Origin of the sequence: Glycomyces arizonensis DSM 44726 (assembly GCF_000482705.1) — a bacterium.
Classification (GTDB): Bacteria; Actinomycetota; Actinomycetes; order Mycobacteriales; family Micromonosporaceae; genus Glycomyces; species Glycomyces arizonensis.
This window is the reverse complement of sequence record NZ_AXWO01000024.1, coordinates 45,162-70,858: the sequence shown is the minus strand read 5'-3', so window position 1 is coordinate 70,858 and position 25,697 is coordinate 45,162. Positions and strand designations below refer to the sequence as shown.

The 25,697-nt window shown below is 69.6% G+C and carries 20 protein-coding genes; 15 read left to right on the top strand and 5 right to left on the bottom strand.

Annotation, left to right across the window (positions count from 1 at the left end; translation table 11 throughout):
• Positions 1–47: 47 nt before the first annotated feature.
• Positions 48–971 carry a hypothetical protein gene (locus tag H613_RS0115640; RefSeq protein WP_026924539.1) on the bottom strand — a complete coding sequence of 308 codons (924 nt, stop codon included), beginning with the start codon at positions 969–971 and terminating at the stop codon, positions 48–50.
• A 122-nt stretch (positions 972–1,093) separates the two neighbouring features.
• Entirely contained in the window at positions 1,094–3,637 is a 2,544-nt protein-coding gene (gene pepN / locus H613_RS0115635) for an aminopeptidase N (RefSeq protein WP_026924538.1), read from the bottom strand.
• 103 nt (positions 3,638–3,740) lie between these two features.
• Between pepN and H613_RS0115630 the strand changes: the two genes are divergently transcribed.
• From H613_RS0115630 to pyrE, 5 genes are all read left to right on the top strand, one after another.
• Positions 3,741–4,991, top strand: coding sequence for a DUF1015 family protein (locus tag H613_RS0115630; RefSeq protein ID WP_026924537.1), 1,251 nt, complete (start codon positions 3,741–3,743; stop codon positions 4,989–4,991).
• Positions 4,992–5,002: 11 nt separating this feature from the next.
• Positions 5,003–5,470: a ribose-5-phosphate isomerase gene (locus H613_RS0115625; protein WP_026924536.1), complete on the top strand. Its 468-nt coding sequence runs from the start codon at positions 5,003–5,005 to the stop codon at positions 5,468–5,470.
• 126 nt (positions 5,471–5,596) lie between these two features.
• Complete coding sequence (locus H613_RS0115620) at positions 5,597–6,055, top strand: hypothetical protein (protein ID WP_156926064.1); 459 nt, start codon at positions 5,597–5,599, stop codon at positions 6,053–6,055.
• Between the two features lie 343 nt (positions 6,056–6,398).
• The gene (locus tag H613_RS0115615) at positions 6,399–8,111 is read left to right on the top strand and encodes a serine/threonine protein kinase (RefSeq protein ID WP_026924534.1); all 1,713 of its coding nucleotides are present in this window, start codon (positions 6,399–6,401) and stop codon (positions 8,109–8,111) included.
• A 65-nt stretch (positions 8,112–8,176) separates the two neighbouring features.
• Complete coding sequence (gene pyrE / locus H613_RS0115610; protein ID WP_026924533.1) at positions 8,177–8,707, top strand: orotate phosphoribosyltransferase; 531 nt, start codon at positions 8,177–8,179, stop codon at positions 8,705–8,707.
• Between the two features lie 233 nt (positions 8,708–8,940).
• Here the strand turns inward: pyrE and H613_RS0115605 are convergent, their stop codons facing one another.
• Positions 8,941–10,743, bottom strand: coding sequence for a Stk1 family PASTA domain-containing Ser/Thr kinase (locus H613_RS0115605; protein WP_026924532.1), 1,803 nt, complete (start codon positions 10,741–10,743; stop codon positions 8,941–8,943).
• 59 nt (positions 10,744–10,802) lie between these two features.
• Positions 10,803–13,004, bottom strand: a complete 2,202-nt coding sequence (locus tag H613_RS0115600; RefSeq protein ID WP_035738271.1) for an ATP-binding domain-containing protein — start codon at positions 13,002–13,004, stop codon at positions 10,803–10,805.
• A 326-nt stretch (positions 13,005–13,330) separates the two neighbouring features.
• Here H613_RS0115600 and H613_RS0115595 point away from each other — a divergent pair, with 326 nt between their 5' ends.
• The 10 genes from H613_RS0115595 (at position 13,331) to H613_RS0115550 (ending at position 24,993) form a co-directional block, all read left to right on the top strand.
• Positions 13,331–14,872: a sodium-dependent transporter gene (locus H613_RS0115595; protein ID WP_026924530.1), complete on the top strand. Its 1,542-nt coding sequence runs from the start codon at positions 13,331–13,333 to the stop codon at positions 14,870–14,872.
• Positions 14,869–14,982 carry a methionine/alanine import family NSS transporter small subunit gene (locus tag H613_RS30180; protein ID WP_084546668.1) on the top strand — a complete coding sequence of 38 codons (114 nt, stop codon included), beginning with the start codon at positions 14,869–14,871 and terminating at the stop codon, positions 14,980–14,982. The genes H613_RS0115595 and H613_RS30180 overlap by 4 nt, the downstream gene beginning before the upstream one ends.
• 287 nt (positions 14,983–15,269) lie before the next feature.
• Positions 15,270–16,070, top strand: a complete 801-nt coding sequence (locus H613_RS0115585) for a lytic polysaccharide monooxygenase (protein ID WP_026924529.1) — start codon at positions 15,270–15,272, stop codon at positions 16,068–16,070.
• Positions 16,071–16,386: 316 nt separating this feature from the next.
• On the top strand, positions 16,387–17,958 hold the full coding sequence (locus H613_RS0115580; RefSeq protein WP_026924528.1) for an ABC-F family ATP-binding cassette domain-containing protein: 1,572 nt from the start codon (positions 16,387–16,389) through the stop codon (positions 17,956–17,958).
• Between the two features lie 72 nt (positions 17,959–18,030).
• The gene (hrpA, locus tag H613_RS0115575) at positions 18,031–21,921 is read left to right on the top strand and encodes an ATP-dependent RNA helicase HrpA (protein ID WP_026924527.1); all 3,891 of its coding nucleotides are present in this window, start codon (positions 18,031–18,033) and stop codon (positions 21,919–21,921) included.
• Positions 21,922–22,136: 215 nt separating this feature from the next.
• Positions 22,137–23,108 carry a daunorubicin resistance protein DrrA family ABC transporter ATP-binding protein gene (locus H613_RS0115570; RefSeq protein ID WP_026924526.1) on the top strand — a complete coding sequence of 324 codons (972 nt, stop codon included), beginning with the start codon at positions 22,137–22,139 and terminating at the stop codon, positions 23,106–23,108.
• Complete coding sequence (locus H613_RS0115565) at positions 23,105–23,914, top strand: ABC transporter permease (protein ID WP_026924525.1); 810 nt, start codon at positions 23,105–23,107, stop codon at positions 23,912–23,914. Before H613_RS0115570 ends, H613_RS0115565 begins: the two co-directional genes overlap by 4 nt.
• A gap of 142 nt (positions 23,915–24,056) precedes the next feature.
• Positions 24,057–24,242, top strand: coding sequence for a hypothetical protein (locus tag H613_RS26950; protein WP_156926063.1), 186 nt, complete (start codon positions 24,057–24,059; stop codon positions 24,240–24,242).
• Positions 24,242–24,682 carry a type II toxin-antitoxin system VapC family toxin gene (locus H613_RS0115555; RefSeq protein WP_026924524.1) on the top strand — a complete coding sequence of 147 codons (441 nt, stop codon included), beginning with the start codon at positions 24,242–24,244 and terminating at the stop codon, positions 24,680–24,682. Before H613_RS26950 ends, H613_RS0115555 begins: the two co-directional genes overlap by 1 nt.
• An 11-nt stretch (positions 24,683–24,693) precedes the next feature.
• Positions 24,694–24,993: a HigA family addiction module antitoxin gene (locus H613_RS0115550; RefSeq protein WP_026924523.1), complete on the top strand. Its 300-nt coding sequence runs from the start codon at positions 24,694–24,696 to the stop codon at positions 24,991–24,993.
• 54 nt (positions 24,994–25,047) lie between these two features.
• Here H613_RS0115550 and H613_RS0115545 read toward each other — a convergent pair whose 3' ends face one another.
• Positions 25,048–25,683 (bottom strand): NAD(P)-dependent oxidoreductase, encoded by a 636-nt coding sequence (locus H613_RS0115545; protein WP_026924522.1) that lies wholly within the window; start codon positions 25,681–25,683, stop codon positions 25,048–25,050.
• Positions 25,684–25,697 lie beyond the last annotated feature (14 nt).

Here is a 25,697-nt window from a genome sequence, read left to right as displayed (position 1 = left end):
AGGGCGCCGACCGAGAGGTGATCTCGGTCGGCGCCGTCGCCGTCTGCTCAGTGCTCGTCCTGCAGCTGCCGCTCCAGCAGCTTGTCGGCGTCGGTCAGCTCCAGCTTGCCGATGAACTCGACCCACGACAGCGAATCGGCGACGCCCTCTCTGATGGACAGGACGGTCGTGCCCGGAATCCTGAGCGTCAGCGTCGCGGGCGTACCCAGCTGGCGCTGCTCCAGGACCGCCTCGGTCGGGTGGCCGTTCAGGCTCCGCGCCAGCTCGAAGACCGCCGACTCGTTCTCCTTGGCGACCGGCACCCACTCCATGTCCCGCTTGAGCAGCAGCGCGGCACCGAGCTTCTTGCCGTCCTCCACGCCGTTGTAGCGCAGCAGGATCCGGTTCGCGTCGCCCCTGGCGTCGACCAGGTGCCACGCCTCGTCGGCGACGTCGACCAGCTGGCCCCCGAACCGCTCGACCGAGGCGCGCAGCCGCTTGGCCTGGCGCCTCGCGGCCAGCGGCTTGGCGATCACCCGGAACACGATGACGAGCACGGCCAGGACGATCACGCCGATCGCGGCGGCGGCGACCTCGTGCAGGCCGAGCGTGATGCTCTCCATGATCGCGACCGGCACCAGGATCCCGGCGCTGAGGCCGAGCAGCGGCTTGAGCCAGAACGGGCCGCCCGTGCCGGTGGGCACCCGCAGCGGCACCAGCAGCCCCACCGTGGCCGCCACCACCAGTGCGACCCCGATCAGCACCGGCGAAGGCGCGTCGGCGCTCTCCAGCCACGAGACCGCCCACCACGCCAGGAACACCGATCCGATCGCGATCGTCGGTATGAGCAGCACGACGGCGAACAGCAGCTGCTGCGGCTGCGGGCGGGCGCGCGAGGCCATGACGGGACCGAGCAGCAGCAGGGGCAGGACGATCCCGAACAACGCGACCAGTGTGGCGCTGAGGACGGCGACCGGCAGAAGCGCGGACAAGGCTGCTCTCTCCTTCGGAAACGGGGCGTGGGGGCGAGTTGGCCAGAGCTTACCAATGGCCCGAACAGCGCTCGGGGCTCCGGGACGGTGATCCCGAAGCCCCGAGTCGCTTGCCTGCGCGGTTAAGCGTTGGCCCTGTCGCAGGCCCGGCCCGCGAGCGCGCGGGACACGTCGGCGCGGGCCTCGGCCACGCCGCGCTCGACCGGTGCGGGGCGGTCGGCGTCGAGCCACGCGTCGAGGGCTTCGACGGTGGCGGGCTCGATCAGCGGCGAGGGGAAGGCCATCCGCGAGAACTCCACGGCCTGCTGGGCGCCCAGCTTCTCCCACAGCTCCGGCACCGCCTCCAGGTAGCGCCCGAGGTAGGGGCGCAGCAGGTCGGCCTGGTCGAGCGGGGAGAAGCCCAGCATCGAGGAGCGGCGGATGTAGTTCTCGGTGCCCGGGTCGACGATCCGCTCCCAGGCGCGCTCCTTCGCCTCGGCGGTCGGCACCGCCGCGCGGGCGATGAACGACAGGCGCTTGCCGTCGGCGGTGTCGTCGCGCTCGAGCTCGCGGTCGATCGCGTCTTCACCGACCGCGCCGGTGGCGACCAGGCCGGTCAGCAGGGCCCAGCGCAGGTCCGCGTCGACGGCCAGGCCGCCTGGCACCGCCTCGCCTTCGAGCCAGCCCGCGACGCGCGCCAGATCGGCCTCCGAGCGCGACGCCGAGGCGTACGCCTTGGCCCACGAGCGCTGCATGTCGCTGCCGGCCTCGGCGGCCTCCATCGCCGCCTTCGCGGCCTGCGCCCACTGCTCGCGCAGCCCGGCACGGGCCTCGGGGTCGGCGTAGGCCAGCGACGCGGCGACCTGCCGCTGGGCGACGGTGACGATGTTGATGTCGGTCTCCGTCGTCAGGCTGGCCGCGCCGAGCGCCACGAAGCGGCGGGCGGGCAGCTCGGCGTCGCGGAGCATGTCCCAGGCCGCCGACCAGATCAACGCACGCGGCAGCGAGTCGTCCAGCGCCGAGGTGTGCTCGATGGCCGTCGCCAGCGAGCGCTCGTCGAGGCGCAGCTTCGCGTAGGTGAGGTCGTCGTCGTTGAGCAGCAGCAGGTCGGGCTGCTTGACCCCGGCCAGCTCGGCGATCGCGGTGGAACCGCCGGTCACGTCGGCCTCGACGCGCTCGCGCCGCACGAGGCTGCCGTCCTTCAGGTCGTACAGGCCGACGGCGATCCGGTGCGTGCGGGTCGTCGGGCGCTCGGCGGGGACCTCCTGGAGCACCGCGACGCGCGCGTAGTTCCCTTCGGCGTCGACTTCGATCTCCGGGCGCAGCGTCGAGACGCCCGCGGTGCGCAGCCACGTGTCGGCGAAGTCCTTGAGCGGCTTGCCGCAGGCCGCCTCCAGCTCGGTGAGCAGGTCGGAGAAGACCGCGTTGCCGAAGGCGTGCTTCTGGAAGTAGGAGCGCAGGCCCTCCAGGAACGGGTCGATGCCGACGTAGGCCACCAGCTGCTTGAGGATCGAGGCGCCCTTGGCGTAGGTGATGCCGTCGAAGTTGGCCTGCACCGACTCGGTGTCGGGCATCTCGGTGTACACCGGGTGCGTGGTCGGCTGCTGGTCCTGGCCGTAGCCCCAGTTCTTGCGGGCCGACAGGAACGTCGTCCACGCGCCGTCGAAGCGGGTGGCCTCGACGTTGGCCCAGTGGCTGGCCCACTCCGCGAAGGACTCGTTGAGCCACAGGTCGTCCCACCAGCGCATGGTCACCAGGTCGCCGAACCACATGTGCGCCATCTCGTGGAGGATCACGTTGGCGCGCTGCTCCAGCTCGAAGTCGGTGACCTGGCTGCGGAACAGGAACGAGGCCTCGGCGATGGTGATGCAGCCGAAGTTCTCCATCGCGCCGAAGTTGTACTCCGGGGCGAAGACCTGGTCGTACTTCGGCAGCGGGTAGCGCACGCCGAACTTGGAGTGGAAGTGGTCGAAGCCCTGGCGGGTGACCTCGAAGACGCCTTCGGGGTCAAGGTGGTCCTTCATGGACTGGCGGCAGTAGACGCCCAGGTCGATGCCGTCGTGCGTCTCGTGCACGCCGACGTAGGGACCGGCGCAGATCGCGGTGACGTACGGGCTCATCCGCGGCGAGGTCTCGAACAGCGTCACCTTCATCCCGAGCGCCTCGACGACGGTCTCACTGACCGGCGGCATGTTCGAGATGACCTTCCAGTGCTCCGGGGTGCGGACCTGGAAGGTGAAGCTCGCCTTGAGGTCGGGCTGGTCGAAGCAGGCGTAGACGCGCTGGGCGTCGGCCACCTCGAACTGCGAGTAGAGGTAGGTCTCCTTGTCGACCGGGTCGGTCATGCGGTGCAGGCCCTGGCCGTCGGTCGAGTAGGCGCAGACGGCGTTGACGACGAGCGTGTTCTCGGCGGCGAGGTTCGCGACCTTGAGTCCGGCCTTGGGGTCGAAGACCGAGATGTCGACCGGCTCGCCGTTGAGGTACGCGTCCTCGATGCGCTCGGCGGCGATCTCGATGAACGTCTCGGCACCGGGTTCGGTGCAGGAGAACGCCACCGACGTACGGGAGGAGAAGGTGTCGCCTTCGGTGTGCCCCGTCAGGTCGAGCTCCACGGTGTAGGAGTCGACGCTCAGCAGCTCGGCGCGGCGCCGGGCCTCGTCTCGCGTGAGAATGTGCGTTGCCGCCACAATGCCTCCAGTCTTCAGGATCGGATCTGAAAGAAGTGTGTCACATCTCGGGAGTCCGCTCTGCGGCTGCGGCCTGGACGTCCTGCTCTATTACGCTGTCGGCGTGAGTGCAGCACACCCGATAGAGCAAGCCTGGCTCTCCACCGGAGAGACCGGCGCGAAGAACTACGACGAGTTCCCCGACGAGACCGAGATCACCCGAATCATCGAGGCGAATCCCGCGAGCGTCCTGGGCGTCGAGATGCCCGCCCACGCGCCCGAGGCGGTGGCCGCGGGGCTGACCTTCGAGCAGGCCCTCCCGGCCGCGGCCGAGCGGCTCGCCGCCCTGAAGGAGGCCGGGCGATTCGCCTCCTTCGGCGACGTCGCCGTGGCCTACCGCATCAGCGGAGGAGAGGAAGCCCACCCGTCGCCCACCACCGCCCGAACCGGTGCAAACGCTGCACCAACGGCATACGGGGTGTTCTGCATGGTCGACACCGCCGAGATCTCCTCGGCGGCCGACGAGCCGGGCAAGGTCATCCGCAACGAGGACGTCTTCGTCGAGAAGGTCAGGCAGCGCAACGAGCTCAACCAGCGGCTGCGGCACCTCCTCAGCCCCGTCCTGCTGCTCCAGTCCAGCCGCGGCGACGAGCTCCACGCCGCCGTGGCCGAGGCCGTCGCGGAGGCGGGCGAACCGGTCGCCTCCGACGTCGACGAGGCGGGGCGGACCCACGAGATCTGGGCGATCGGCGGCGACGCCGGTCTCGCCCTGGCCGAACTGGCCGGGGACGGCGACCTCATCGTCGCCGACGGCAACCACCGCTCGCTGGCCGCGCAGGTCGGCGGGCTCGACCGCTTCCTCGCGGTCGTCACCACCCCGCAGTCGGTCACCATCCGCCCCTACCACCGCCTCGTGGCGGGCCTGCCCGGCTCGGCCTCGCAGCTGGTCGAGCAGATCGGCCAGATCGGCGCGGACGTCACCGAGGTCGACGGCCCGCCCGAGACGCCCGCCGAGGGCGGCACCGTCGTCGTCTACGGCCAGGGCCGCACCTGGGAGATCGCCTTCGGCGGCACGGAGGGCAGCGTCGTGGACCGGCTCGACCACACCCGCGTCGAGCAGGAGGTCTTCGGCGGCCTGCTCGGCTGGGAGGCGGGCGACAAGCGCATCACCTACGTCGGCGGCGACTACCCGGCCTCGTGGCTGGCCGAGCAGGTCGACGCGGGCAAGGCCGATCTGGCGATCCTCATCGCGCCGGTCACGGTCGAGGACTTCATCGACGTGAACCTCCAGCGGCTCAAGATGCCCCGCAAGTCGACCTGGTTCGTGCCCAAGGCCCGCGCGGGGCTCACCATCGCCGAGCTCCCGAAACGATAGGGTAGGTACCCGTGCGCATCTATCTCGGTTCCGACCACGCCGGTCTTGAGCTCAAAGACCACCTGGTGAAGCATCTGAGCGGCCGCGGCTTCGACGTCGTCGACGTGGGGCCGTTCGTGTACGACGCCGAGGACGACTACCCGCCGTACTGCCTCAACGCCGCCGCCAAGGTCGTGGCCGACCCCGGCAGCCTCGGCGTCGTCGTCGGCGGCTCGGGCAACGGCGAGCAGATCGCGGCCAACAAGGTCGAAGGCGCCCGCGCCGTGCTGGCCTGGAGCGTCGAGACGGCCAAGCTCGGCCGCCAGCACAACGACGCGAACGTGATCGCCATCGGCGGCCGGATGCACAGCCTGGAGGAGGCGACGAGCCTCGTCGACGCGTTCGTCGACGAGTCGTTCTCGGGCGCCGAGCGCCACCAGCGCCGCATCGACCAGCTCGCCGAATACGAGCGGACCCGCGTCCTCCCCGAACTGCCGTAAGCGGCGAAGACGACAGTGAAGGCCCGGGCGGACCCGCCCGGGCCTTCGCGCATGCCGAAGCGAACAGTCCGCGAAATCATTCATTGCAATATGGAGTTATTGGACACGTGTTGGTAGCGTCAATGCATGTCTAAGGGTTTTCGCGTATTGCTTCAGATCTTCCAGGTGCTCTGCCTGCTGGCCGCCCTGCTGTTCATGGCCGTCACCTTCTTGATGACCTACCTCGACTTCGGCGGCACCGACTACGAGGAGGCGTTCGTGGGGACCTGGGTCGTGGGCTTCGGCGTCCTCAGCATCGCCTTCTCGCCCGCGCTGTGGTCGCTCAACCGGGGCCGCGGGAACGGCGCGGCCCCCGCACCGATGGCGGGCACCTATGACCGCGTCGTCGAGCAGCCTCCGGCCCAGCCGCAGCCGCCGCGCCCCGGCAGCGCCTTCGAGCCGATCGGTAACGACCGCGCCCCCGCGCCGCCCGCCAGCTCCTACGGCCAGCCTTCAGGGCCGAACTTCGGCGCGCAGCCCTCGGGCGGCGGCATCACGCCGACCTCCTCGCCGCAGGGCGACACCCCGTGGGGCGGCAGCCGCTAGCATCCGCGGACGCACAGCGATTATATAGACTATAAAATATAGGCTATATAATATAGCGTGTGAATGACCGCCTTCCGCGCACTGTGAACGAGCGGGCGAAAGCGACACTGCCCCGCAAAGGCACGAGTGCGCCGCAAGACGGTCCCGGAACGGTAAACCGGCCGCGCCGCCGACGCGCGGCCGCAGCCGTCCCGCAACCCGCCTTACCTTTGAACACAAGGCGAAACGCCGGCCGGTTGCCCGTTGAGACTATGGGAACAGCACTCCCGCACGGTCCGCGCGCGGTGGGTTCCAGGCGTTACGCTAGGGCGACAGCAATCCATTCGTGAAGGAACCGCGCCCAATGACGAACGCCACCGTTGACCTCGTCTGCGGCCCGGCCGATCCACTACCGGGATCAGAGCAGAGCTACCGGCTGACGGGCATGCTCGGCTCGGGCGGCCAGGCCGACGTCTACCAGGCCGTGCGCATGTCCGCGGGGATCTCCTCCACGCCCCTGACCGTCAAGGTCTTCCGCCTCAACCCCGGCGAGGAGCGCGAGCGGCAGTACCGCTCCTGGGACAAGGGCGACGCGGTCCTCATGGACCTCCACAGCCGCAACGTCGGGTCGATCTGCCGCCGCATCGACGCCTTCTACGGGCGCATGCCGCACCACCCGAGCCAGCCGGCCACCGGCGAGCCCGTCCCGTTCCAGGTCCTCGAATACCTTCCCGGCCACGACCTGCGCCAGCTGCTGGCCCAGCGCATCGGCCGCGTCGACGCCTCCCGCACCCTCCAGTCCGTGGTCAACGTCATGCTCGCCATGCACTCCCCGCCGCAGGGCGCCCACCCGGTGCTGCACATGGACCTCAAGCCCGCGAACGTCATCATCGGCCCGGACGGCTCGGCCAAGGTCATCGACTTCACCGGCGCCCGCTACCACACCCCGGCGCACCTCACCACCATCGCCTACACGCGCGAGACCGCCGGCCCAGAGGCCCACGAGGGCCGCGTCGGCCCCGCCTACGACGTCCACGGCTTCGGCTCGATCGCGTTCTACCTCGTCACCGGCGCCAGCGCCCGCACCGACTCGCCCGGCGAGACGCAGTCGGTGCCGTGGGCGCGGCTGCGCCGCCACCCCGTCCTCGAATCCAACCCGCGCCTGCGCGAGCTGCTCACCGCGCCGCTGGACGACAACCCCGACAACCGGCCCCGCACCGACGAGCTCTCGCGCTGGATCACCGAGCTGGCCACCGTCGTCGGCCAGTCCAACGTGCCCGACCTCGGCGTCGATTGGGGCCGCTCCAACGGCGAAGGCCCGGGCGCCACGGCGGCCACCAGGATCCTCGGCGGCCGGATCAGCGCGCCGACGATGCCGGTGGCGACCCCCGCGCCGTCGCCCTCCGCCGCGGCGGGGGGCACCAGGGTCATGGAGTCGGGCATGGACTTCGCGGACGGCCGCGCCCCCGACAGGCCGGTCGCCGATCGCGGCGCCGACAAGCCGATCGCCGGTCGCGTTCGCGTCCCCGAGCAGGGCAGCGGCGACTACGTGCGCGGCAGGGCCGGACACTCGGGCCGCAACGGCGACGGGCAGCTCCCGCGCCTGCGGCTGGCGGGCGACCCGCCCGAGGAGCACGACGGGGACCGCCATCGCCGCCGCCTCGACCGGGACGAGCACGACCGCGACGAGCCGCAGCAGCCGCTGCTCGGCCCGCCCGGCAGCCTGTCCAAGGGCCTTGAGCTCAGCATCATCGGCGGGCTGTTCTCGCTGATCATGTGGCTGATGTGGACCGTCCAGGAGGGCATGGACAACCTGGGGGACCAGGCCATCGGCTACCTGTTGGTCCTGGGCGTCGCGGTGGGGCTGTTCTTCCTCATCCGCGTCCTCGGCGGGATGTTCTGGGGCCGGATGCTCGGCGTCAAGCGGCGCACTGCCAGACTCACCCACCTGCTGACCGGAGCGTTCCTGTTCGTGGTCGGCTTGAGCTACCTCAACCAGCTGACGTGGGACTGGCTCGACTTCGACTTCAGCCCCTTCGAATGGTTCACCGACTGGTTCAACGGGCTCTTCGAATGAGGCGCGCCCCGCTCGGCGCGCACGTCGCCCGCTGACGCGGTGGGGGACATGGCAGGGTGGAGCCCATGAGCACGGATACCTCGCTTGCCCACGACATCTTCCGCCGTTCCCACCTGACCGGCGAGTTCACGCTCCGCTCGGGGGTGGTCGCGCACGAGTACTTCGACAAGTACCTGTTCGAGTCCGACCCGGTCATGCTGCGGCGCATCGCCGAGGCGCTGGCGCCGCTCGTCCCCGCCCACGGGGTCGACGCGCTGGCGGGGCTGGAGACGGGCGGGATCCCGCTGGCGGTCATGCTCTCGCAGGTGACCGGCGTGCCCGCGCTGTTCGTGCGCAAGGAGGCCAAGACCTACGGCACGTGCAGGCTCGCCGAGGGCGGCGAGGTCGAGGGCAGGCGCCTGTTCATCGTGGAGGACGTCGTCACCTCGGGCGGCGCGGTGCTGGACGCGGTGGCCGAACTGCGGCGCCGCGGCGCGACGGTCGAACAGGCCGTATGCGTCATCGACCGCGAATCGGGCGGCCCGAAGAGGCTGGCCGACAACGGCATCGAATTGCAAGCCCTGTTCACCATGGCCGAACTCAAGGCCGCCGCCTAAAACCGATATAGGTTATAGCCTATATCGCGATAGGGCAATGTTGCTTATATCTTATAGGATATATTTTGTAAGTTGAAGAGTTCGACTTATAAGGTATAGCCTATAAGATATGCCGGATTGCGAGTTCGCTCCCGAGTCTGCCTCCGAGGCCCCGAACCCGGCGGGACTCGCGCCGTGATCGGCGCGGATCGGGCACCGCCGTGCCCCGTGGGCTCAGCGGCGGACGGGTCCGCTCAGCGGGCCCACAGCCAGATCTCCGATCCCTTCGGGATCTCCTCGCCCGGGTCCTTCGACTGGTCGAAGACCGTCCCGGTGAACCAGATCTGGCCGGTCTTGACCTTGAAGCCCAGGTCTTCGAGCAGGGCCTTGGCGTCGTCGACGTTCATGCCGACCACGTCGGGGACCTCGATCGGCTGGGGGCCCTCGCTGATCACCAGGTCCACCTCGTCCTCGGGCGCGGCCGGGTCGCCCGCCGCCGGACTGTGCTCGATGACCGCGCCCTCGGGGATCGTGTCGCTGTAGCGCTCGCTCACGTCGCCCACGTCGAGGCCCTCGGCCTCCAGCTTCTCCTCGGCCTCGTCCTCGTCCATCCCGACCAGGTCCGGCACCGTCAGCGGCGGGGGTCCCTCAGAGACGAGCACCGTGATCGCGGCCCCGGGCTTGACCTCATCGCCCGCGGGCGGCGAGGTCGAGACGACCTCACCCTTGCCGTACTCGGTGCTGTAGTCGCGTTCCACGGTCACCTCGGCGCCGAACTCGTCGAGCGCCGCCAGCGCCTCGTCCTCGTCCACGCCAGCCAGCTCGGGGACCTCGTACCGCTCGGGCCCCAGCGACAGCACCACCGTGATGGTGCCGCCCGAGCGGATGCGTTCGCCCACACCGGGATCCTGCGTGAGCACCTGGTCCTTCGGCACGCTCTCGCTGTAAGCACTGTCGGCGAACTCGACCTCGAAGCCGTGCTCCTCGGCGAACGCGACCACCGACGACTTGTCCTGGTCCAGCAGGGACGGCGCCGAGGTGTAGCGGCCGACGCCGATCCACCACCCCGCCAGTGCCACGGCCGCCAGGACCGCCACGATCGCGATGAGCGTGACCAGGGCCTTCCACGAGCGCCGGTTCGGCCCCTGCGGCACGACCATCGTGGTCTGCACGGCCCGCGTCGGGCGCGGCGGCTGCCCGGCGGCCATGGCCACCGGCCTGGCGTCGACCGCGTTCAACCGCCGCGCGAACGCCCCGGCGTCCACCGGGCGCGCGGCCGGGTCGCGGCTCGCTGCCAGCATCACCAGCTGCGCCAAGCCTTCGGGCACGTCTTGGGCGATGAGCCGCGGCGAGGGGACGTCCTCGGCGAGGTGCCGCTGGGCCACCTGCCCCGGGTCCGGCCCGTCGAACGGCACCTCGCCGGTCAGCAGCTCGTAGAGCAGGATCGCGGTCGAGTACACGTCGCTGGCCGGGCTCGCGGGCCGCCCCCGCACCAGCTCGGGCGCGACGTACGCGGCGGTGGCCAGCAGCGGCCCGCCCCTCCTGCCCTCGCCGTGGACGGCCTCGGCGAGGCCGAAGTCGACGACCTTGACCCGGTCGCCGCGCCCGCCGTTCTTGAGCAGGATGTTCTCGGGCTTGATGTCGCGGTGGACGAGCCCGGCGTCGTGCGCGGCCTGGAGCCCGTCGAGGATCTGGCCGCACAGCTCGACGGCCTCCTCGATGCGCAGACGACGCCTGCGGTTGAGCAGGTCGCGCAGCGTGGTGCCCGCGACGTACTCCATGACGACGTAGGGCAGTCCTTCGTGGACGCCCTGGTCGAAGACGGCCACGACGTTCGGGTGCGACAATCGCGCTATCGTGCGCGCCTCATGCGTGAACGCCTCGAGGTCGAACCCGGCGACGCCGGAGGCCGTGATCGTCTTCACTGCGACGGTGCGGTCGAGCCGCTCGTCGTGCGCCTCGTACACCGAGGCCATGCCGCCGTTCGCGATCAGCCGCTGGAGCCGGTACCGCCCGTCGACGAGCGCTCCGGTGAGGTCTCCAGTAGTCGTCGTCAACCCGCGCCCTTTCCGTCCGATCCAGCCGTGATCACCAGTGTATGAGGTGGCAGCGACTCCTACAGGACCTCGGCGCCGGGAAATACCGGCTTGTCGGGGGCCACAATGCCCAGTCGCTTGGTGGCGCGGGTGAGCGCGACGTAGAGGTTCCTCAGGTTCGCGCCCGCGATGGCGTCGGGGTCGACGACGATGACGCTGTCGAACTCGAGGCCCTTGGCCTGTTTGACCGTGAGCACCGACGCGGTGTCGATCCACGCCAGCTCGGCGGCGAGCTCGGGAGTGGTGACGATGGCCACGCTCCCGTCACCGGCGGCCCGCGCCTCCGCGGCGGCCAGTTCGGCCACCCGCTCGGCCAACCGCTCGGGGACGATCTCCAGCCACGGCTCGCTGCCCGAGGCCCGCACCGACCGCGGCCGCGGCGCCTCGACGTCGATGGCGTCGAGCACCCTCGTGGCCACGGCCATGATCTCGGCAGGGGTGCGGTAGGAGACGGTGAGCTGCTCGGCCCTCCAGGCCAGCTCCGAGGCGTCGAAGACCTCGGCCCAGCTGTGCGGCGCCGCGGCGTTCCCCGACTGCGCGAGGTCCCCGGCGACGGTGAAGGACCGGGCGACGCAGCGGCGCAGCAGCGCGCGCCACACCATCGGCGACAGCTCCTGTGCCTCGTCGACGATGACGTGCCCGAAGATCCAGCGCCGGTCGGCGGCGGCCCGCTCGGCCACCGAGACGAACCGCTGGTCCACCTGGCGCTCGCCGAGCCAGGCCGCGTCGATCACGTCGGTGGCCTGGAGGATCTCCGACTCCTCGTCCTCGAAGTCGAAGGAGGCCGAGCCCGAGGCGATCGACAGGACGTCCTCGGCGTAGGCGATCTGCTCGGCGTCGAGGCCGCCGGTGCCGCGCTCGCGCTCGACCTCGCCGAGGTGCTCGGCGGCCTCGTCGAGCAGCGCGATGTCGGCCTCGCTCCAGCCGCCCGGCTCGCGCCGGAGCAGGCGGCGCTCCTCCTTCCGCAACGCGGCGGCGGCCGAGGCCAGCAGCGCGGGGGAGGCGAAGAGGTCCTCCAGGAGCTCGGTGGGCGTCAGCTCGGGCCACAGCTGCTCGATCTCGCCGCGGATGACCGGGTCGGTGGCGATCTCGGCGGCGAACGTGGCGCGGTCTTCGAGGCCGAGGAGGTTCTCCCCGCCGAGCGGGTCCTCGCCGATGATGTCGGCGTACTGCATCGCGAGGTCGGCGATGACCCTCTTGTGGAAGGTCTCGCGGGCCTCGTTGTGCGCCAGGCCCGTCTCGCGGGCGGCGTCGCGGGCGGAGGTGATCTTCTCGGGACGCAGCCACAGCGTGTGGCCCTCGTATTCGACCGGCTGCGGCTCGCGGGGCACGATCTGGCGGTCGGCGACGGCGCTGGCGATGACCCCGGCCATGACGGCGCGGCCCTTGACCGCGGCGGCGGCCTCGGACTCGGGCCGGTCGGGGTCGATGCCGGGGAACAGCTGGCCGGGGGTGCGCAGCAGCACGTCGGTCTCGGCCAGGCCGGGGAGGACCTCGGAGATGTAGCGCAGGAACTGCTTGCCGGGGCCGATGATGAGCACGCCGCGGCGCTGGAGCTGCTCGCGGTGCTCGTAGAGGAGGTAGGCGGCGCGGTGGAGGGCGACGGCGGTCTTGCCGGTGCCCGGCGCGCCGTCGACGACCATGACGCCTTCGAGGGGCGCTCGGATGATGCGGTCCTGCTCGGCCTGGATGGTGGCGACGATGTCGCGCATGCGGCCGGTGCGGGCGGCGTCGAGCGCGGCCATGAGGGCGCCCTCGGAGCCGATCGTGGAACCGGAGCCGTCGGCGGCGTCGAGGTCGAGGACCTCGTCGTTGATCGAGGCGATGCGCCGGCCCTTGGTGTGGAGGTGGCGGCGGCGCCGCACCCCGGCGGGGGAGGCGGCGGTGGCCAGGTAGAAGCGCCTGCCGGCCTCCGAGCGCCAGTCGACGAGGAGCTGCTCGCCGCCTTCGTCGTGGAGCCCGATGCGCCCGAGGTACATGGGGCGGTCCGAGTCGGCGTAGTCGAGGCGGCCGAAGCACAGGCCGTCCTCGACGGCGTCGAGCTGGGCGATGCGGCGGCGGTGGAAGTGGGTCTCGACGTCCCGCTGCGAGAGCTCCTGCTCATTCTCCACGTGCTTGCGCCGCGACTCGTCGAGCCGGGTGTCGGCCGACTCGCGGATCTCGTCGAGCCGGGAGTACAGCCTGTCGAGGCGCGATTGCTCGGTGTCGATCGCGGGAATCATGGGAGCGGACACAGATCTCCTCAGGTGCGGAACGGGATGAACGTCTGTGAATAGGACGCACGGGTTCTGGATGTACGGCGTGTTCGGATTTCAAGGACGCAACAGAAAAGCATACCGCCGCCGCGTCCGATCGTCTGCGGTCGGACCCGCTTCCGGTGCCGATTCACAACGGGGCGGGTCGTCCTGCCCGAATCGGGCGCGGCGGCCTTTCGGCGAGCGGAGACTTATAACACGCTTATAACGGTGCCTTGACCATGCTTTATCGGGACAGATACCGTAAAGCGAAATGTGAGTGCCTTCACAGTATGTGACTGGAGCGGATCAATATGACAAGAGAGAACTGGGGGACCAGGATCGGGTTCATCCTGGCGGCCATCGGGTCGGCAGTCGGACTCGGCAACATCTGGCGCTTCCCCGGCGTCGCCTACGAAAGCGGCGGCGGCGCCTTTCTCGTGCCCTATCTGGTGGCGCTGCTGACAGCGGGGATCCCGCTGCTCATCATGGAGTTCACCATCGGCCGCAAATACCGCGGCTCGGCCCCGGTGGCCTACCGCCGGATGAACAAGAGCGCCGAGGCGATCGGCTGGTGGCAGGTGGCGATCTCCATCGTCATCTCGGTCTACTACGCGGCGATCATCGCCTGGGCCTGCTGGTACGGCTACTTCTCGCTGACGCAGCAGTGGGGCGAGGACCCGGGTGCGTTCCTCATCGAGGACTTCCTGCAGGCCGGCGAGATGTACGACTTCAGCGCCTGGCTGCCGAAGATCGGCATCGTCATGATCGTCATCTGGGCCGCCACGCTGCTCATCATCGGCGCAGGCGTGCGCAAGGGCATCGAACTGGCCAACAAGATCTTCATCCCGCTGCTGGTGGTCATGTTCGGCGTCCTGGTGGTCCAGGCCCTGACCCTGGACGGCGCGGCCCAGGGCCTGAACACCTTCTTCACCCCCGACTGGGACGCCGTGGCCGACCCGCGGGTCTGGCTCGCCGCCTACGGCCAGATCTTCTTCTCGCTGTCGATCGGCTTCGGCATCATGGTCACCTACGCCTCCTACCTCAAACGCAAGTCGGACATCACCACCTCGGCGTTCACCGTCGGCTTCTCGAACTCCTCGTTCGAGATCCTGTGCGGCATCGGCGTGTTCTCGGTGCTCGGCTTCATGTCGCTCCAATCGGGCGTCCCGATCGCCGAGCTCTCGGATACCGGCGTCGGCCTGGCGTTCATCGCCTTCCCGGCCATCATCAACACCCTGCCGTTCGCCCCCGGCCTGTTCGGCATCCTGTTCTTCGGCTCGCTCGTGCTGGCCGGCTGGACCTCGCTGATCAGCATCATCCAGGTGCCGGTCGCCGCGGTGGAGGACCGCTTCGGCGTCAGCCGCGTGAAGTCCACGCTGTTCGTCGGCGGCGGCATCGCGATCGTGTCGACCGCGCTGCTGCCGACCACGGCGGGCCTGAACCTGCTCGACGTCACCGACAACTACATCAACAACTACGGCATCGCCGTGGCCGCCCCGGTGAGCATCGTCGCCGTGGTGTGGGTGCTGTGGAAGTGGAAGGAGCTGCGCGACAACGCCAACGCCACCTCCACGTTCAAGATCGGACCGATCTGGATGGTCTGCCTGGGCGTCATCACGCCGATCATGCTCGCGGCCATCCTCTTCTTCAACATCCGCGACCTGCTCGCCGCCGATCCGAACGACCCGGAGGACCCGCTCGCCCTGTACGCGGCCAACCAGGTCACCGGCTGGGCGATCGCGATCGGCGCCATCGCCTTCGGGGTCATCATGGCGCTCATCTTGCGCAAGCGCCCGGCGCCGGTGCTCATATCCGAAGAGGACGAGCAGGTCAGAGAGGGGACCGCCAAATGAACGCCACCGCCATCACGATGATGGTCATCGCCATCGCGATCATCTTCGGGGGCATGGTCGTCTCGGCGATCACGCTGATGACCCATCCCGAGGAGCCCGACGAGGACTGACCCGGCCGCAGGGGCCGATCGACCGGTCGGCCCCTCGCCGCGAGTCGGTCGTGCGGCGCGGTGAACCCGCGCCCGACCGCGATCGAGTCCCATTCGGACTGACTTCGCCGGCCTCACCGGTCGCATCCGCCACGGATGCGACCGGTTTTCTTGGTATTGACGGCAATTGATGGATCATGCCCCTTGTGCGGGGTGTTCAAAAACTGTTAGCTTAGTTTTTAGTTAATAAGGTGGCCAATAAGGTTCCGCAGGCCACCGCCTCCAATACCCCCTGAGAGGAGCGACAGATGCGCCGAACCAAACGCCTTTTGGCAGTGCTCAGCGTCTTCGCCGCAGCGGTCCTGTCGGCGACGATGGCGAGCCCGGCCTGGGGCCACGCCTACATCTCCGACCCGCCCAGCAGGGCGGCGAACTGCGCCAGCGGCGCCGTCTCCGACTGCGGTGCGATCCAATGGGAGCCGCAGAGCGTCGAGGGCCCCAAGGGCTTCCCCGCCGCCGGGCCCGCCGACGGATCGATCTGCGCCGGCGGCAACAGCCGATTCTCCGAACTCGACGACCCGCGGGGCGGCGACTGGCCCGCCACGAACGTCTCTCCCGGCTCGCGCACGTTCACCTGGACGATCAAGGCCGCCCACGCCACCGACAAGTGGGAGTACTTCATCACCCGCGACGGCTGGAACGAGAACCAGCCGCTGACCCGCGCGGCCCTGGAGTCCGCGCCGATCTACACCGACTACGACGGCGGCGCCCGGCCCCCCTGGTCGGTCACCCACAACGTCAACCTGCCGAGCAAGTCCGGCCACCACATCATCCTGGCGGTGTGGACGATCTCCGACACCGCCAACGCCTTCTACTCGTGCATCGACGTCCAGTTCGGCGGCGGTGGCAACGACGGCGGAGGCGGCGACGACGATCCGCCGCCCGCCGGCGACTGCACCGCCGCGGCCTGGAGCTCCAGCGCCGTCTACAACGGCGGCGACACCGTGACGCACAACGGCGCCGAATGGCGCGCCAAGTGGTGGACGCAGGGCGAGGAGCCCGGCACCACCGGCGACTGGGGCGTCTGGGAACAGGTCGGCACCTGCTGACCCCGATCCGAGGGGCGGTGTGTCCGACGCCGCCTCTCGACATCATTGACGGCGCCCGCCCGAGCCGCTACCATCGATCCGGTCCTTGCAGTCGACGTCAGGAACTCCCTTGAAGCTGTAGATCACAGACATCGCGCCACGCTCTCGGCGAGGCCGTCGAGCCGCCATGCGGCTCCGGTCCCCACACGAGCGGGCGGTCTGCGATCTTCAGGGAGCCACTCGGCTGCTGCTGAAATCCCGCGTCCCGGCAATCCGGTCATCGGCGCGATGTCTCTCATTCGATCCCGTCCGCATCGAATCCGAGAGGAATCCCCGCATGACCTCCTTCATCACCGTCAACAGACTCGGCTTCTCCTGGCCCGACGGCGACCGCGTCTTCGACGGGGTCGACGCCGTCTTCGCAGGTGGCCACACCGCCCTCGTCGGCGACAACGGCACCGGCAAGTCCACGCTGCTGCGCCTCATCGCCGGGCGGCTCGCACCGGACACCGGCGGCGTCACCGTCTCGGGAATCGTCGCCTACCTGCCCCAGGACCTGCCGCTGCGCCTCGGCGACACCGTCGCCGACCTGCTCGGCATCACCGCCAAGCAGCGCGCCCTGGAGGCCATCGAGTCCGGCGACGCCGACGAGGCCCACTTCGCCGTCATCGGCGACGACTGGGACTTCCAGGGCCGCTCCCGCGTCACGCTCGACGAGCTCGGACTCGACCACATCGGACTCGACAGGACCGTCGCGACGCTCTCCGGCGGCGAGTCCATGCTCGTCGGCCTCGCCGGGCGGCTCGTGCAGCGACCCGACGTGCTGCTGCTCGACGAGCCCTCGAACAACCTCGACGGCTCGGCCCGGGCCCGGCTCTACGAGGCCATCCGCCGCTTCCCCGGCACGCTGCTCGTCGTCAGCCACGACCGGGCGCTGCTCGACGGGGTCGACGCCGTCGCCGAGCTGTACGCCGGGCGCATCCGCACCTTCGAAGGGAACTACGCCGCCTACGAGCGGGCCATCGCCGTCGAGCAGGAGGCCGCCGAGCGGGCCGTGCGCGACGCCAAGGCCGAGCTCAACCGCCAGAAGCGCGAGTTCATCGAGATGCAGACCAAACTGGCCCGCCGCGAGAAGGCGGGGAAGAAGAAGTACGCCAACGCGCCCGCGATCATCCGCAACGCCAAGAAGAACCAGGGCGAGACCACGTCCGGGCGCGTCAAGACCGCGATGGCCGAGGACGTCGCCGAGGCCAAAGAGGAGTTCGAGGCCGCCAGGTCCGAGGTCCGCGACGACGCGAGCATCAGCGTCGACCTGCCCGAGACCTCCGTCAGCCCGCACCGCGAGATCGCCCTCATCGAGGGCCTCAAGGAAGGGGACCTGTACGGCGAGGGCGTCGACCTCCACGTCCGCGGGCCCGAGCGGATCGCGCTGACCGGCGACAACGGCGCGGGCAAGACCACGCTGCTGCGCGCCGTCGCCGAGGCCGCGCGCGTCCCGTACGGCTTCCTGACCCAGCGGCTGGAGTTCCTCGACGACGCGTCGAGCGTCCTGGACAGCGTCCGCTCCCGCTCGCCCGAGACCGATCCGAGCCTGCTGCGGACCCGGCTCGCCCGCTTCCTGCTGCGCGGCGACACCGTCTTCCACAAGGTCGGGACGCTCTCGGGAGGCGAGCGGCTGCGCGTGGCGCTGGCGACCGTGCTCTCGGCGCGGCCCGCCCCGCACCTGCTGCTGCTCGACGAGCCGACCAACAACCTCGACATGACCTCGACCCGCCAGCTCCAGCAGGCCCTGACCGCCTACCAGGGGGCCCTGATCGTCGTCAGCCACGACGAGGCCTTCCTCGACGGGCTCGGCCTGACCCGCCGCATCCGCCTCGAACGAGGAAAGGGGATCAGCGCCGAGGACTGACGGCCCGGCGGCCCGGCCACTGGAAAACCCGTGGCACGGGAGCCGGGCGCCCGCGTATCCTTGACGATCGTCATGCCCAGCAGCACCTCGAAATCCCGTACCAGCCTGCGCGAGCGCGTCTTCGCCCTGCGCACGGCCGACCAGCGTGCGCTGCGCAGGCGCCTGCGCGAGGCCCGCGAGCTCGACGGCCCCGAGCGCAAGGCCGCGTTCGACGCCCTCGAAGCCGACGTCGAGGCGAAGGAGGCCGCCCTCGCCGCGCGGGCCGCGAGCCTGCCCAAGATCGTCTACCCCGACGAGCTGCCCGTCTCGCAGCGCCGCGACGACATCGCCGAGGCCATCAGGGACCACCAGGTCGTCGTCATCGCCGGCGAGACCGGCTCGGGCAAGACCACGCAGATCCCCAAGATCTGCCTCGAACTCGGCCGCGGCGTGCGCGGCATGATCGGGCACACCCAGCCCCGCCGGATCGCCGCCCGCGCTGTCGCCGAGCGCATCGCCGAGGAGCTCGGCTCGCCGCTGGGCGAGGCCGTCGGCTGGAAGGTCCGCTTCACCGACCAGGTCTCGGACTCCAGCTTCGTCAAGCTCATGACCGACGGCATCCTGCTCACCGAGCTCCAGCGCGACCGGCTCCTGAGCGCCTACGACACGATCATCATCGACGAGGCCCACGAGCGCAGCCTCAACATCGACTTCATCCTCGGCTGCCTCAAGCAGATCCTGCCGAGGCGCCCCGACCTCAAGGTCATCGTCACCTCCGCGACCATCGACCCCGAGCGCTTCGCGCAGCATTTCAAGAGCGATGAGGGTCCCGCCCCGATCCTGGAGGTCTCCGGCCGCACCTACCCCGTCGAGGTCCGCTATCGGCCCCTCGTCGACGAGGAGGAGCAGCGCGACCAGACCGACGGCATCCTCGACGCCGTCAACGAGCTCGGCCGCGAGGGCGACGGCGACATCCTCGTCTTCCTCTCCGGCGAGCAGGAGATCCGCGACACCGCCGACGCCCTGGAGAAGGCGAAGCTGCGCCACACCGAGATCGTCCCGCTCTACGCCCGCCTCTCGGCCGCCGAGCAGCACCGCGTGTTCTCCTCCCACACCGGCAGGCGCATCGTCCTGTCCACCAACGTCGCCGAGACGTCCCTGACCGTCCCGGGCATCCGCTACGTCATCGACGGCGGCCACGCGCGCATCTCCCGCTACTCGGCCCGCACCAAGGTCCAGCGCCTGCCGATCGAGCGCATCAGCCAGGCCAGCGCCAACCAGCGCGCCGGGCGCTGCGGCCGCGTCGCCGAGGGCGTCTGCATCCGCCTCTACTCCGAAGAGGACTTCACCTCCAGGCCGGAGTTCACCGACGCGGAGATCCTGCGCACCAACCTCGCCAGCGTCATCCTCCTCATGGCCGCCGCGAAGCTCGGCAGGGTCGAGGACTTCCCGTTCGTCGACGCCCCCGACGCCCGCAACATCAAGGACGGCACCGACCTCCTCGTCGAGCTCGGCGCGCTCGAGGACCTGCGCGGCGGCGAGCGGCGCCTGACGAAGACGGGCCGGGAGATCTCGCGATTGCCGATCGACCCGCGCCTGGCCCGCATGATCCTCCAGGCCAAGGAGGAGGGCTGCGTCCACGAGGTCGCCGTCATCGCCGCCGCCCTGTCCATCCAGGACCCGCGGGAGCGCCCGGCCGACAAGAAGGCCCAGTCCGACCAGGCCCACGCCCGCTTCAACGACCCCGAATCCGACTTCGCCGCCTTCCTCAACCTGTGGAAGTACCTCGAAGACGAGCGGCGCGCCCGCTCCTCCAGCGCCTTCCGGCGGATGTGCAAACAGGAGTACCTGCATTACCTGCGCATCCGCGAATGGCAGGACCTGGTACGTCAGATCACCGGCGTCCTCAAGAGCCTCAAGATCTCCACCGCTCCGACGACGCCCTCCCCGGACAACCGCCGCATCCACACCGCGCTCCTGTCCGGACTCCTCTCCCACATCGGCGTCAAAGAGGCCGACAAGCGCGAATACCTCGGCGGCCGGAACGCCAAGTTCGCGATCTTCCCCGGCTCGGGACTCTTCAAAAAGCAGCCGCGGTGGGTCGTCGCCGGGGAACTGGTCGAGACCTCGCGGCTGTGGGGCCGCATCTGCGCCAAGATCGAGCCCGAATGGGTCGAGCCGCTCGCCGAGCACCTCGTCAAGCGCACTTACTCAGAACCCCACTGGTCCAAGAAGTCCGGGGCCGTCCTCGCCTTCGAGCGCGTCACCCTCTACGGCGTCCCGATCGTGCCGCGCCGCCAGGTCAACTTCGGTCGCATCGACCAGGCGACGAGCCGCGAGCTGTTCATCCGCCACGCCCTCGTCCAAGGCGAGTGGGAGACCCACCACCCCTTCTTCGGGCGCAACCGCGACAAGATCGCCGCAGTCGAGGACCTGGAGAACCGCGTCAGGCAGCGCGGCCTGCTCGCCGACGAGCAGACCCTGTTCGACTTCTACGACGAGCGCCTGCCCGCCGACATCGTCTCGGGGCGCCACTTCGACTCCTGGTGGAAGAAGCAGAAGGACAAGCACCGGCTCGACTTCGACGAGGCCCTGCTCCTCGGCGACCGCGCCGAGGACCTCAGCGCCGACGCCTACCCCGAGATGTGGACCTCCGAAGGTGTCGACCTCGAACTCGACTACGAGTTCGAGCCCGGCTCGGCGGGCGACGGCGTCACCGTCGAGGTCCCGCTCGACGCGCTCCAGCAGCTGAACGAGGACGCCTTCACCTGGCAGGTGCCCGGCCTGCGGGCCGAGTTCGCCGAGTCGCTCATCAAGAGCCTGCCCAAGAGCCTGCGCCGCAACTTCGTGCCGGCCCCCGACTTCGCGGCGGCCGCCGTCGCCCGCATGGACGCCTCCGAGGCCCGTCCCATGACCGCCGCGCTGGCCGACATGCTCCGCGCCATGACCGGCGTGAACGTCCCCGAGGACGCCTTCGACCTCACCAAGATCCCCGGCCACCTGCTCATGACGTTCCAGGTCAAGGACGAGGACGGTTCGGTCCTCGCACAAGGCAAGGAGCTCGGCGCGCTCCAGCGGCAGCTGGCCCCCAGGACGCAGGAGGCCGCCGCCGAGGCCGCCCCGGAGCTCGAACGCACCGGATTGACCACATGGGACTTCGATGCGCTGCCGAAGGTCCAGGAGACCCCGCGCCGCGGCTACGTCGCCAAGGCCTACCCGGCCCTGTTCGACGAGGGCAAGAGCGTCGGCGTCAAGGCCTTCGCCGACGTCGGCGCGCAGTCGGCGAACATGTGGGCCGGGACCAGGCGCCTTCTCAGGCTGAACGTCCCCGACCCGCACCTCAAGGAGGCCCTCACCCGCAATGAGCAGCTCGTCCTCGCCACCGGGCCCTACAAGTCCGTCGGCGCGCTCTTGGACGACTGCGTCCGCGTGGTGCTCGACAAGGTCCTCATCGAAGGCGGCGGGCCGGCCTGGGACCGCGACGGCTTCGAGGCGCTGCTGAAGCGCGCCCGCCCCGAGGTGGCCGGCGAGTCGCCCGCGGTGGCGCGCAAGGCGGCCGCGGTCCTGACCGAGGCCCGCGAGGCGTCCCGCCTGCTCGAAGGCAAGTTCGACTTCTCGATGCTCGCGGCCATGAGCGACATGCGCGCCCAGCTCGAGAGCCTGGTCGGCGCCGACGGGTTCGTGGGCGCGACCGGCTGGTGGCGCCTGGACGACCTGACCCGCTACGTCAAGGGCATCGTCTACCGCGCCAGGCGCGTCAAGGACGACATCGCGGGGGACAAGGCCAAGATGGACGTCGTCCACGCTCTCCAGGCCGAGCGCGACGCGCTGGCGCGCGCCCGCCCGGCGGCCATGCGGACCGCCGAAGGCCAGGAGCTGCGCTGGATGATCGAGGAGCTGCGCGTCAGCTTCTTCGCCCAGCAGCTCGGCACCCGCTACCAGGTCAGCGAGAAGCGCGTCCGCAGGCTGCTGCAATCCCTGTGACCTCGGTGTCCTAGGCGCCCCGAACAAATCGTTCGCACCTTGTCGGACCCGGAGTGCATGATCGAACCGCAATCGATCCGGCGCTGATGCGCCGCACGTCAATTCCATGACGTCAGATACTTGTCACAATGACATCATTATGGTGTGATGACTGTGGAAACCCGAACCCATTCCAGCGAACCGACACTGCGAACGCATCCAGCAAGGAGGACGACGTGTCGCATGACAACGCCATTGAAACCGAGGGGCTGACGAAGAACTTCGGCGACCTGATCGCCGTCGACCGCGTCGACCTCAACGCCAGGGCCGGCACGGTCCTCGGCGTCCTCGGCCCCAACGGGGCTGGGAAGACCACGATCGTCCGGATGCTCGCCACCCTCTCCGAGCCCACCGCCGGAACCGCCCGCGTCGGCGGCTTCGACATCGTGCGCGACGCCCCGCACGTGCGCACCCTCATCGGACTGACCGGCCAGTTCGCCGGCGTCGACGAGCTGCTCACCGGCGAGGAGAACCTGCGCTTCATCGGACGCCTGCTCGGCATGCCCACGCGCGACGCCAAGGCGCGCGCCCGCGAGCTGCTCGCCGAGTTCAACCTCTCCGACGCCGCCGACAAGGCCGCCAAGGCCTACTCCGGCGGCATGCGACGCCGCCTCGACCTGGCCGCGAGCCTGGTGGGGCGGCCCCGCATCCTCTTCCTCGACGAACCGACGACCGGGCTCGACCCGCGGGCGCGCGGCGAGCTGTGGGGCCTCGTCCGCAGCCTCGTCGCCGACGGCACCACCGTCCTGCTGACCACCCAGTACCTGGAGGAGGCCGACCAGCTGGCCGACGACATCGCGGTCATCGACCACGGCACCGTCATCGCCACCGGCACGCCCACCCAGCTCAAGGCCAAGATCGGCGGCCAGACCCTGCGCATCCAGCCCGAGGACCCGGCCCAGCTCGAAGCGGTCGGCGCGCTCGTCGCCGAGCGGTTCGGCGACCTCGAGCCGCTCGTCGAGGCCGGGGCGGTCACCGTCGGGGTCAACGACGACGCGATCATGCCGGTGCTCGCCGCGGACCTGCGCGAGCGGGGCATCGGCCTCACCGAGTTCCACCTCGGGCTCTCGAGCCTCGACGAGGTGTTCCTGACCTTGACCGGCCACCGGGCCGAAGACAACGAGACCGAAAGCGAGACCGACCGATGACGGCTGCGACTCTCGACACCCCGTCCGGCGTCACCGGCCGGCCGGGCCTGGGCGCGACCATGAGCCAGACCCTCTCGATGGCCTGGCGGCAGATGGTCCGCATCAAGCACAACCCGTTCGAGCTCGTGGACCTGTCCTTGAGCCCGGTCATGTTCCTGCTGCTGTTCGTGTACGTCTTCGGCGGGCAGATGGCCGGGTCGACGACGGACTACCTGCAGTACGTGCTGGGCGGCCTCATCGCGCAGAACGCGATCTTCCTGACCATGTACACCGGGACCGGCATCAACGCCGACCTGCGCAAGGGCGTGTACGACCGCTTCCGGTCGCTGCCGATCGCGCGCTCGGCGCCCCTGGCGGGGAAGATCTTCGCCGACCTGTTCAAGCAGGTGTGGTCCGTGGCGGTCATGCTGATCCTCGGCGTGCTCATGGGCTTCGAGCTGCGCAGCCTGAGCGGGGCGCTGCTGGCGACGGTGGTGATCGTGGTGTTCGCGCTGGCGATCTCCTGGGTCTCGGTCCTGATGGGCGTGCTGGCCGACTCGGAGGAGAAGGTGCAGATCTACTCCTTCGTGGTGATCATGCCGCTGACGTTCACCTCCAGCGCGTTCGTGGACACCTCGACGATGCCGGGCTTCCTCGGAGCCTGGGCTGACGTCAACCCGGTGACGCACCTGGCCGACGCCATGCGCGGCCTGCTCTCCAGCGGCCCGATAGCCGAACCGCTGATGTGGACGGCCATCTGGGCAGTGGTGATCTTCGCGGTCACGGCCCCGCTCGCGATGCGCGCCTACAAGAAGAAGATGGTCTGACCCAGCGTGTCGCGTTCGCTCATGGTCCTCGATTCGGTAGCATCAAATCATCAATTAATGTAAGGATTGATGCATGCGTACAACGGTAACCATTGAAGACAGTCTCGCGGTCCGAATCGAGGGCCTCCGAGCGGAGCGGCACATGACCTTCAAAGAAGCGATCAACGAGATCCTGAGTATCGGCCTGGACGCCTATGACGGCCCGGACCGCCGCCAAGAGCAGGATCGGGCGCGGACCATCCCGAGAGACCTCGGTGGAGAGCTCTTGCCGTACCAGGCGAGCACTGCTGAGATGCTCGCCCTCGCGGAGGGCGAGGACCACAAGTAGTGTTCCTGGTCGATGTGAACATCTTGGTCTATGCGGTCAATGCGGACCACGAGAGGCATAAGGCCACGCTCGATTGGCTCGACGGACAGCTGAACGGCCGTGGCAAAACCGTGGGACTCCCGTGGGAGAACCTGGTGGGATTCATGCGCATCATGACCAACCCCCGGATATTCCGCAGGCCGCTCACCTCGGAGAAGGCTTGGGACCAGGTTGACCGATGGCTGGACAGCTCGGGGGCCTGGGTTCCCACTCCGGGCCCGGGGCACCGGAACGTTCTGGAGCGCATCATGCGAACTGAGAGACCCACCGTGAAACTGGTGCCGGATGCGCACCTGGTGGCGTTGGCGATCGAGCATGGCCTGACCATTGCCAGTGCCGATACCGGATTCGCTGGTTTCAGCGAAGTCCGCTGGATTGATCCGACTCGCACTGATCCATGAACGGGAGCGCGATGGCTGAGGAACTGCTACCACCGATCCATCCCGGAGCGATCCTGCTCGAGGAGTTCCTGGATCCCATGGGCATCTCGCAGTACAAGCTCGCGCACGCCATCGGAGTGCCGGTTCCCCGCATCAATGCGATCGTGCACGGGAAGCGATCGATCACCGCCGACACCGCGCTTCGGCTCGCTCGCTATTTCGGGATGTCGGATCGGTTCTGGCTCAACCTCCAAGACCGCTTCGACCTCGAAACCGAGCGGGAGCGGCTGGCAGTGGAACTGCGCCGGATCGAACCGTTCGCGACAACGTAGAACGTCGTCGAAGCGCCCGCGAGCGCTTCGACGACGGGTCGCCGGCGGCTCGGATCAGGCGGCGGCGACCGTGAAGCGGGTTCGGTGGTGCCTTGGGGATTCCGCCTCGTCGATGAGGGCGACCGCCAGGTCTTCCACCGATATCCGCGAGTCGCCCTGCTCGTCTGTCAGGAGTTCGTCGCCGCCGATCCGGTACCGGCCGGTGCGCTCTCCGGGAACCAGGTTCGCCGACGGGCTCACGTACACCCAGTCCACCCGCTTCTCGCCTCTGCACACCTCGTGCTGCTCCGCGCCCGCCGCGGCGATCGCCCGCCACGGGGCCTGCACGTAGCGCGGATCGTCCATCACGAGCCCGCCCGTGTCGGGCACCCGCAGCGTCGCCGCTCCGCCGACGATCAAGAGCCTGGTCCCGGTCGGCGCCACCCCGTCGAGCAGCGTCTTCGTGGCCGCGGCCTGCTGGTGCTCCAGCCCCTGCGGAGGGCGCACGGCGCTGATCACGACGTCCGCTTCCCCGCTCAGCCGCTCCACCGCCGCCGTGTCGGTCACGTCGCCGATCCGCGTCTCGGCGTTGCCGGGGAGTCCGGCGAGCCGCTTCCTGGCGATGGCCAGCACCTTGTGGCCTCTGGCCGCCGCCTCGGCGACCGTTCTGCTGCCGACGCTTCCTCCGGCTCCGAATACCGCTATGCGCATGTTCTCGTTTCCTT

What these genes read in the sequence shown, in the direction of transcription:
- H613_RS0115620 (WP_156926064.1), top strand. Translation starts at nt 5,597, where the DNA reads ATGTCTAAGGGTTTTCGCGTATTGCTTCAGATCTTCCAGGTGCTCTGC.
- H613_RS0115615 (WP_026924534.1), top strand. Translation starts at nt 6,399, where the DNA reads ATGACGAACGCCACCGTTGACCTCGTCTGCGGCCCGGCCGATCCACTA.
- pyrE (WP_026924533.1), top strand. Translation starts at nt 8,177, where the DNA reads ATGAGCACGGATACCTCGCTTGCCCACGACATCTTCCGCCGTTCCCAC.
- H613_RS0115600 (WP_035738271.1), bottom strand. Translation starts at nt 13,004, where the DNA reads ATGATTCCCGCGATCGACACCGAGCAATCGCGCCTCGACAGGCTGTAC.
- H613_RS0115595 (WP_026924530.1), top strand. Translation starts at nt 13,331, where the DNA reads ATGACAAGAGAGAACTGGGGGACCAGGATCGGGTTCATCCTGGCGGCC.
- H613_RS30180 (WP_084546668.1), top strand. Translation starts at nt 14,869, where the DNA reads ATGAACGCCACCGCCATCACGATGATGGTCATCGCCATCGCGATCATC.
- H613_RS0115585 (WP_026924529.1), top strand. Translation starts at nt 15,270, where the DNA reads ATGCGCCGAACCAAACGCCTTTTGGCAGTGCTCAGCGTCTTCGCCGCA.
- H613_RS0115580 (WP_026924528.1), top strand. Translation starts at nt 16,387, where the DNA reads ATGACCTCCTTCATCACCGTCAACAGACTCGGCTTCTCCTGGCCCGAC.
- hrpA (WP_026924527.1), top strand. Translation starts at nt 18,031, where the DNA reads ATGCCCAGCAGCACCTCGAAATCCCGTACCAGCCTGCGCGAGCGCGTC.
- H613_RS0115565 (WP_026924525.1), top strand. Translation starts at nt 23,105, where the DNA reads ATGACGGCTGCGACTCTCGACACCCCGTCCGGCGTCACCGGCCGGCCG.
- H613_RS26950 (WP_156926063.1), top strand. Translation starts at nt 24,057, where the DNA reads ATGACCTTCAAAGAAGCGATCAACGAGATCCTGAGTATCGGCCTGGAC.
- H613_RS0115550 (WP_026924523.1), top strand. Translation starts at nt 24,694, where the DNA reads ATGGCTGAGGAACTGCTACCACCGATCCATCCCGGAGCGATCCTGCTC.
- H613_RS0115545 (WP_026924522.1), bottom strand. Translation starts at nt 25,683, where the DNA reads ATGCGCATAGCGGTATTCGGAGCCGGAGGAAGCGTCGGCAGCAGAACG.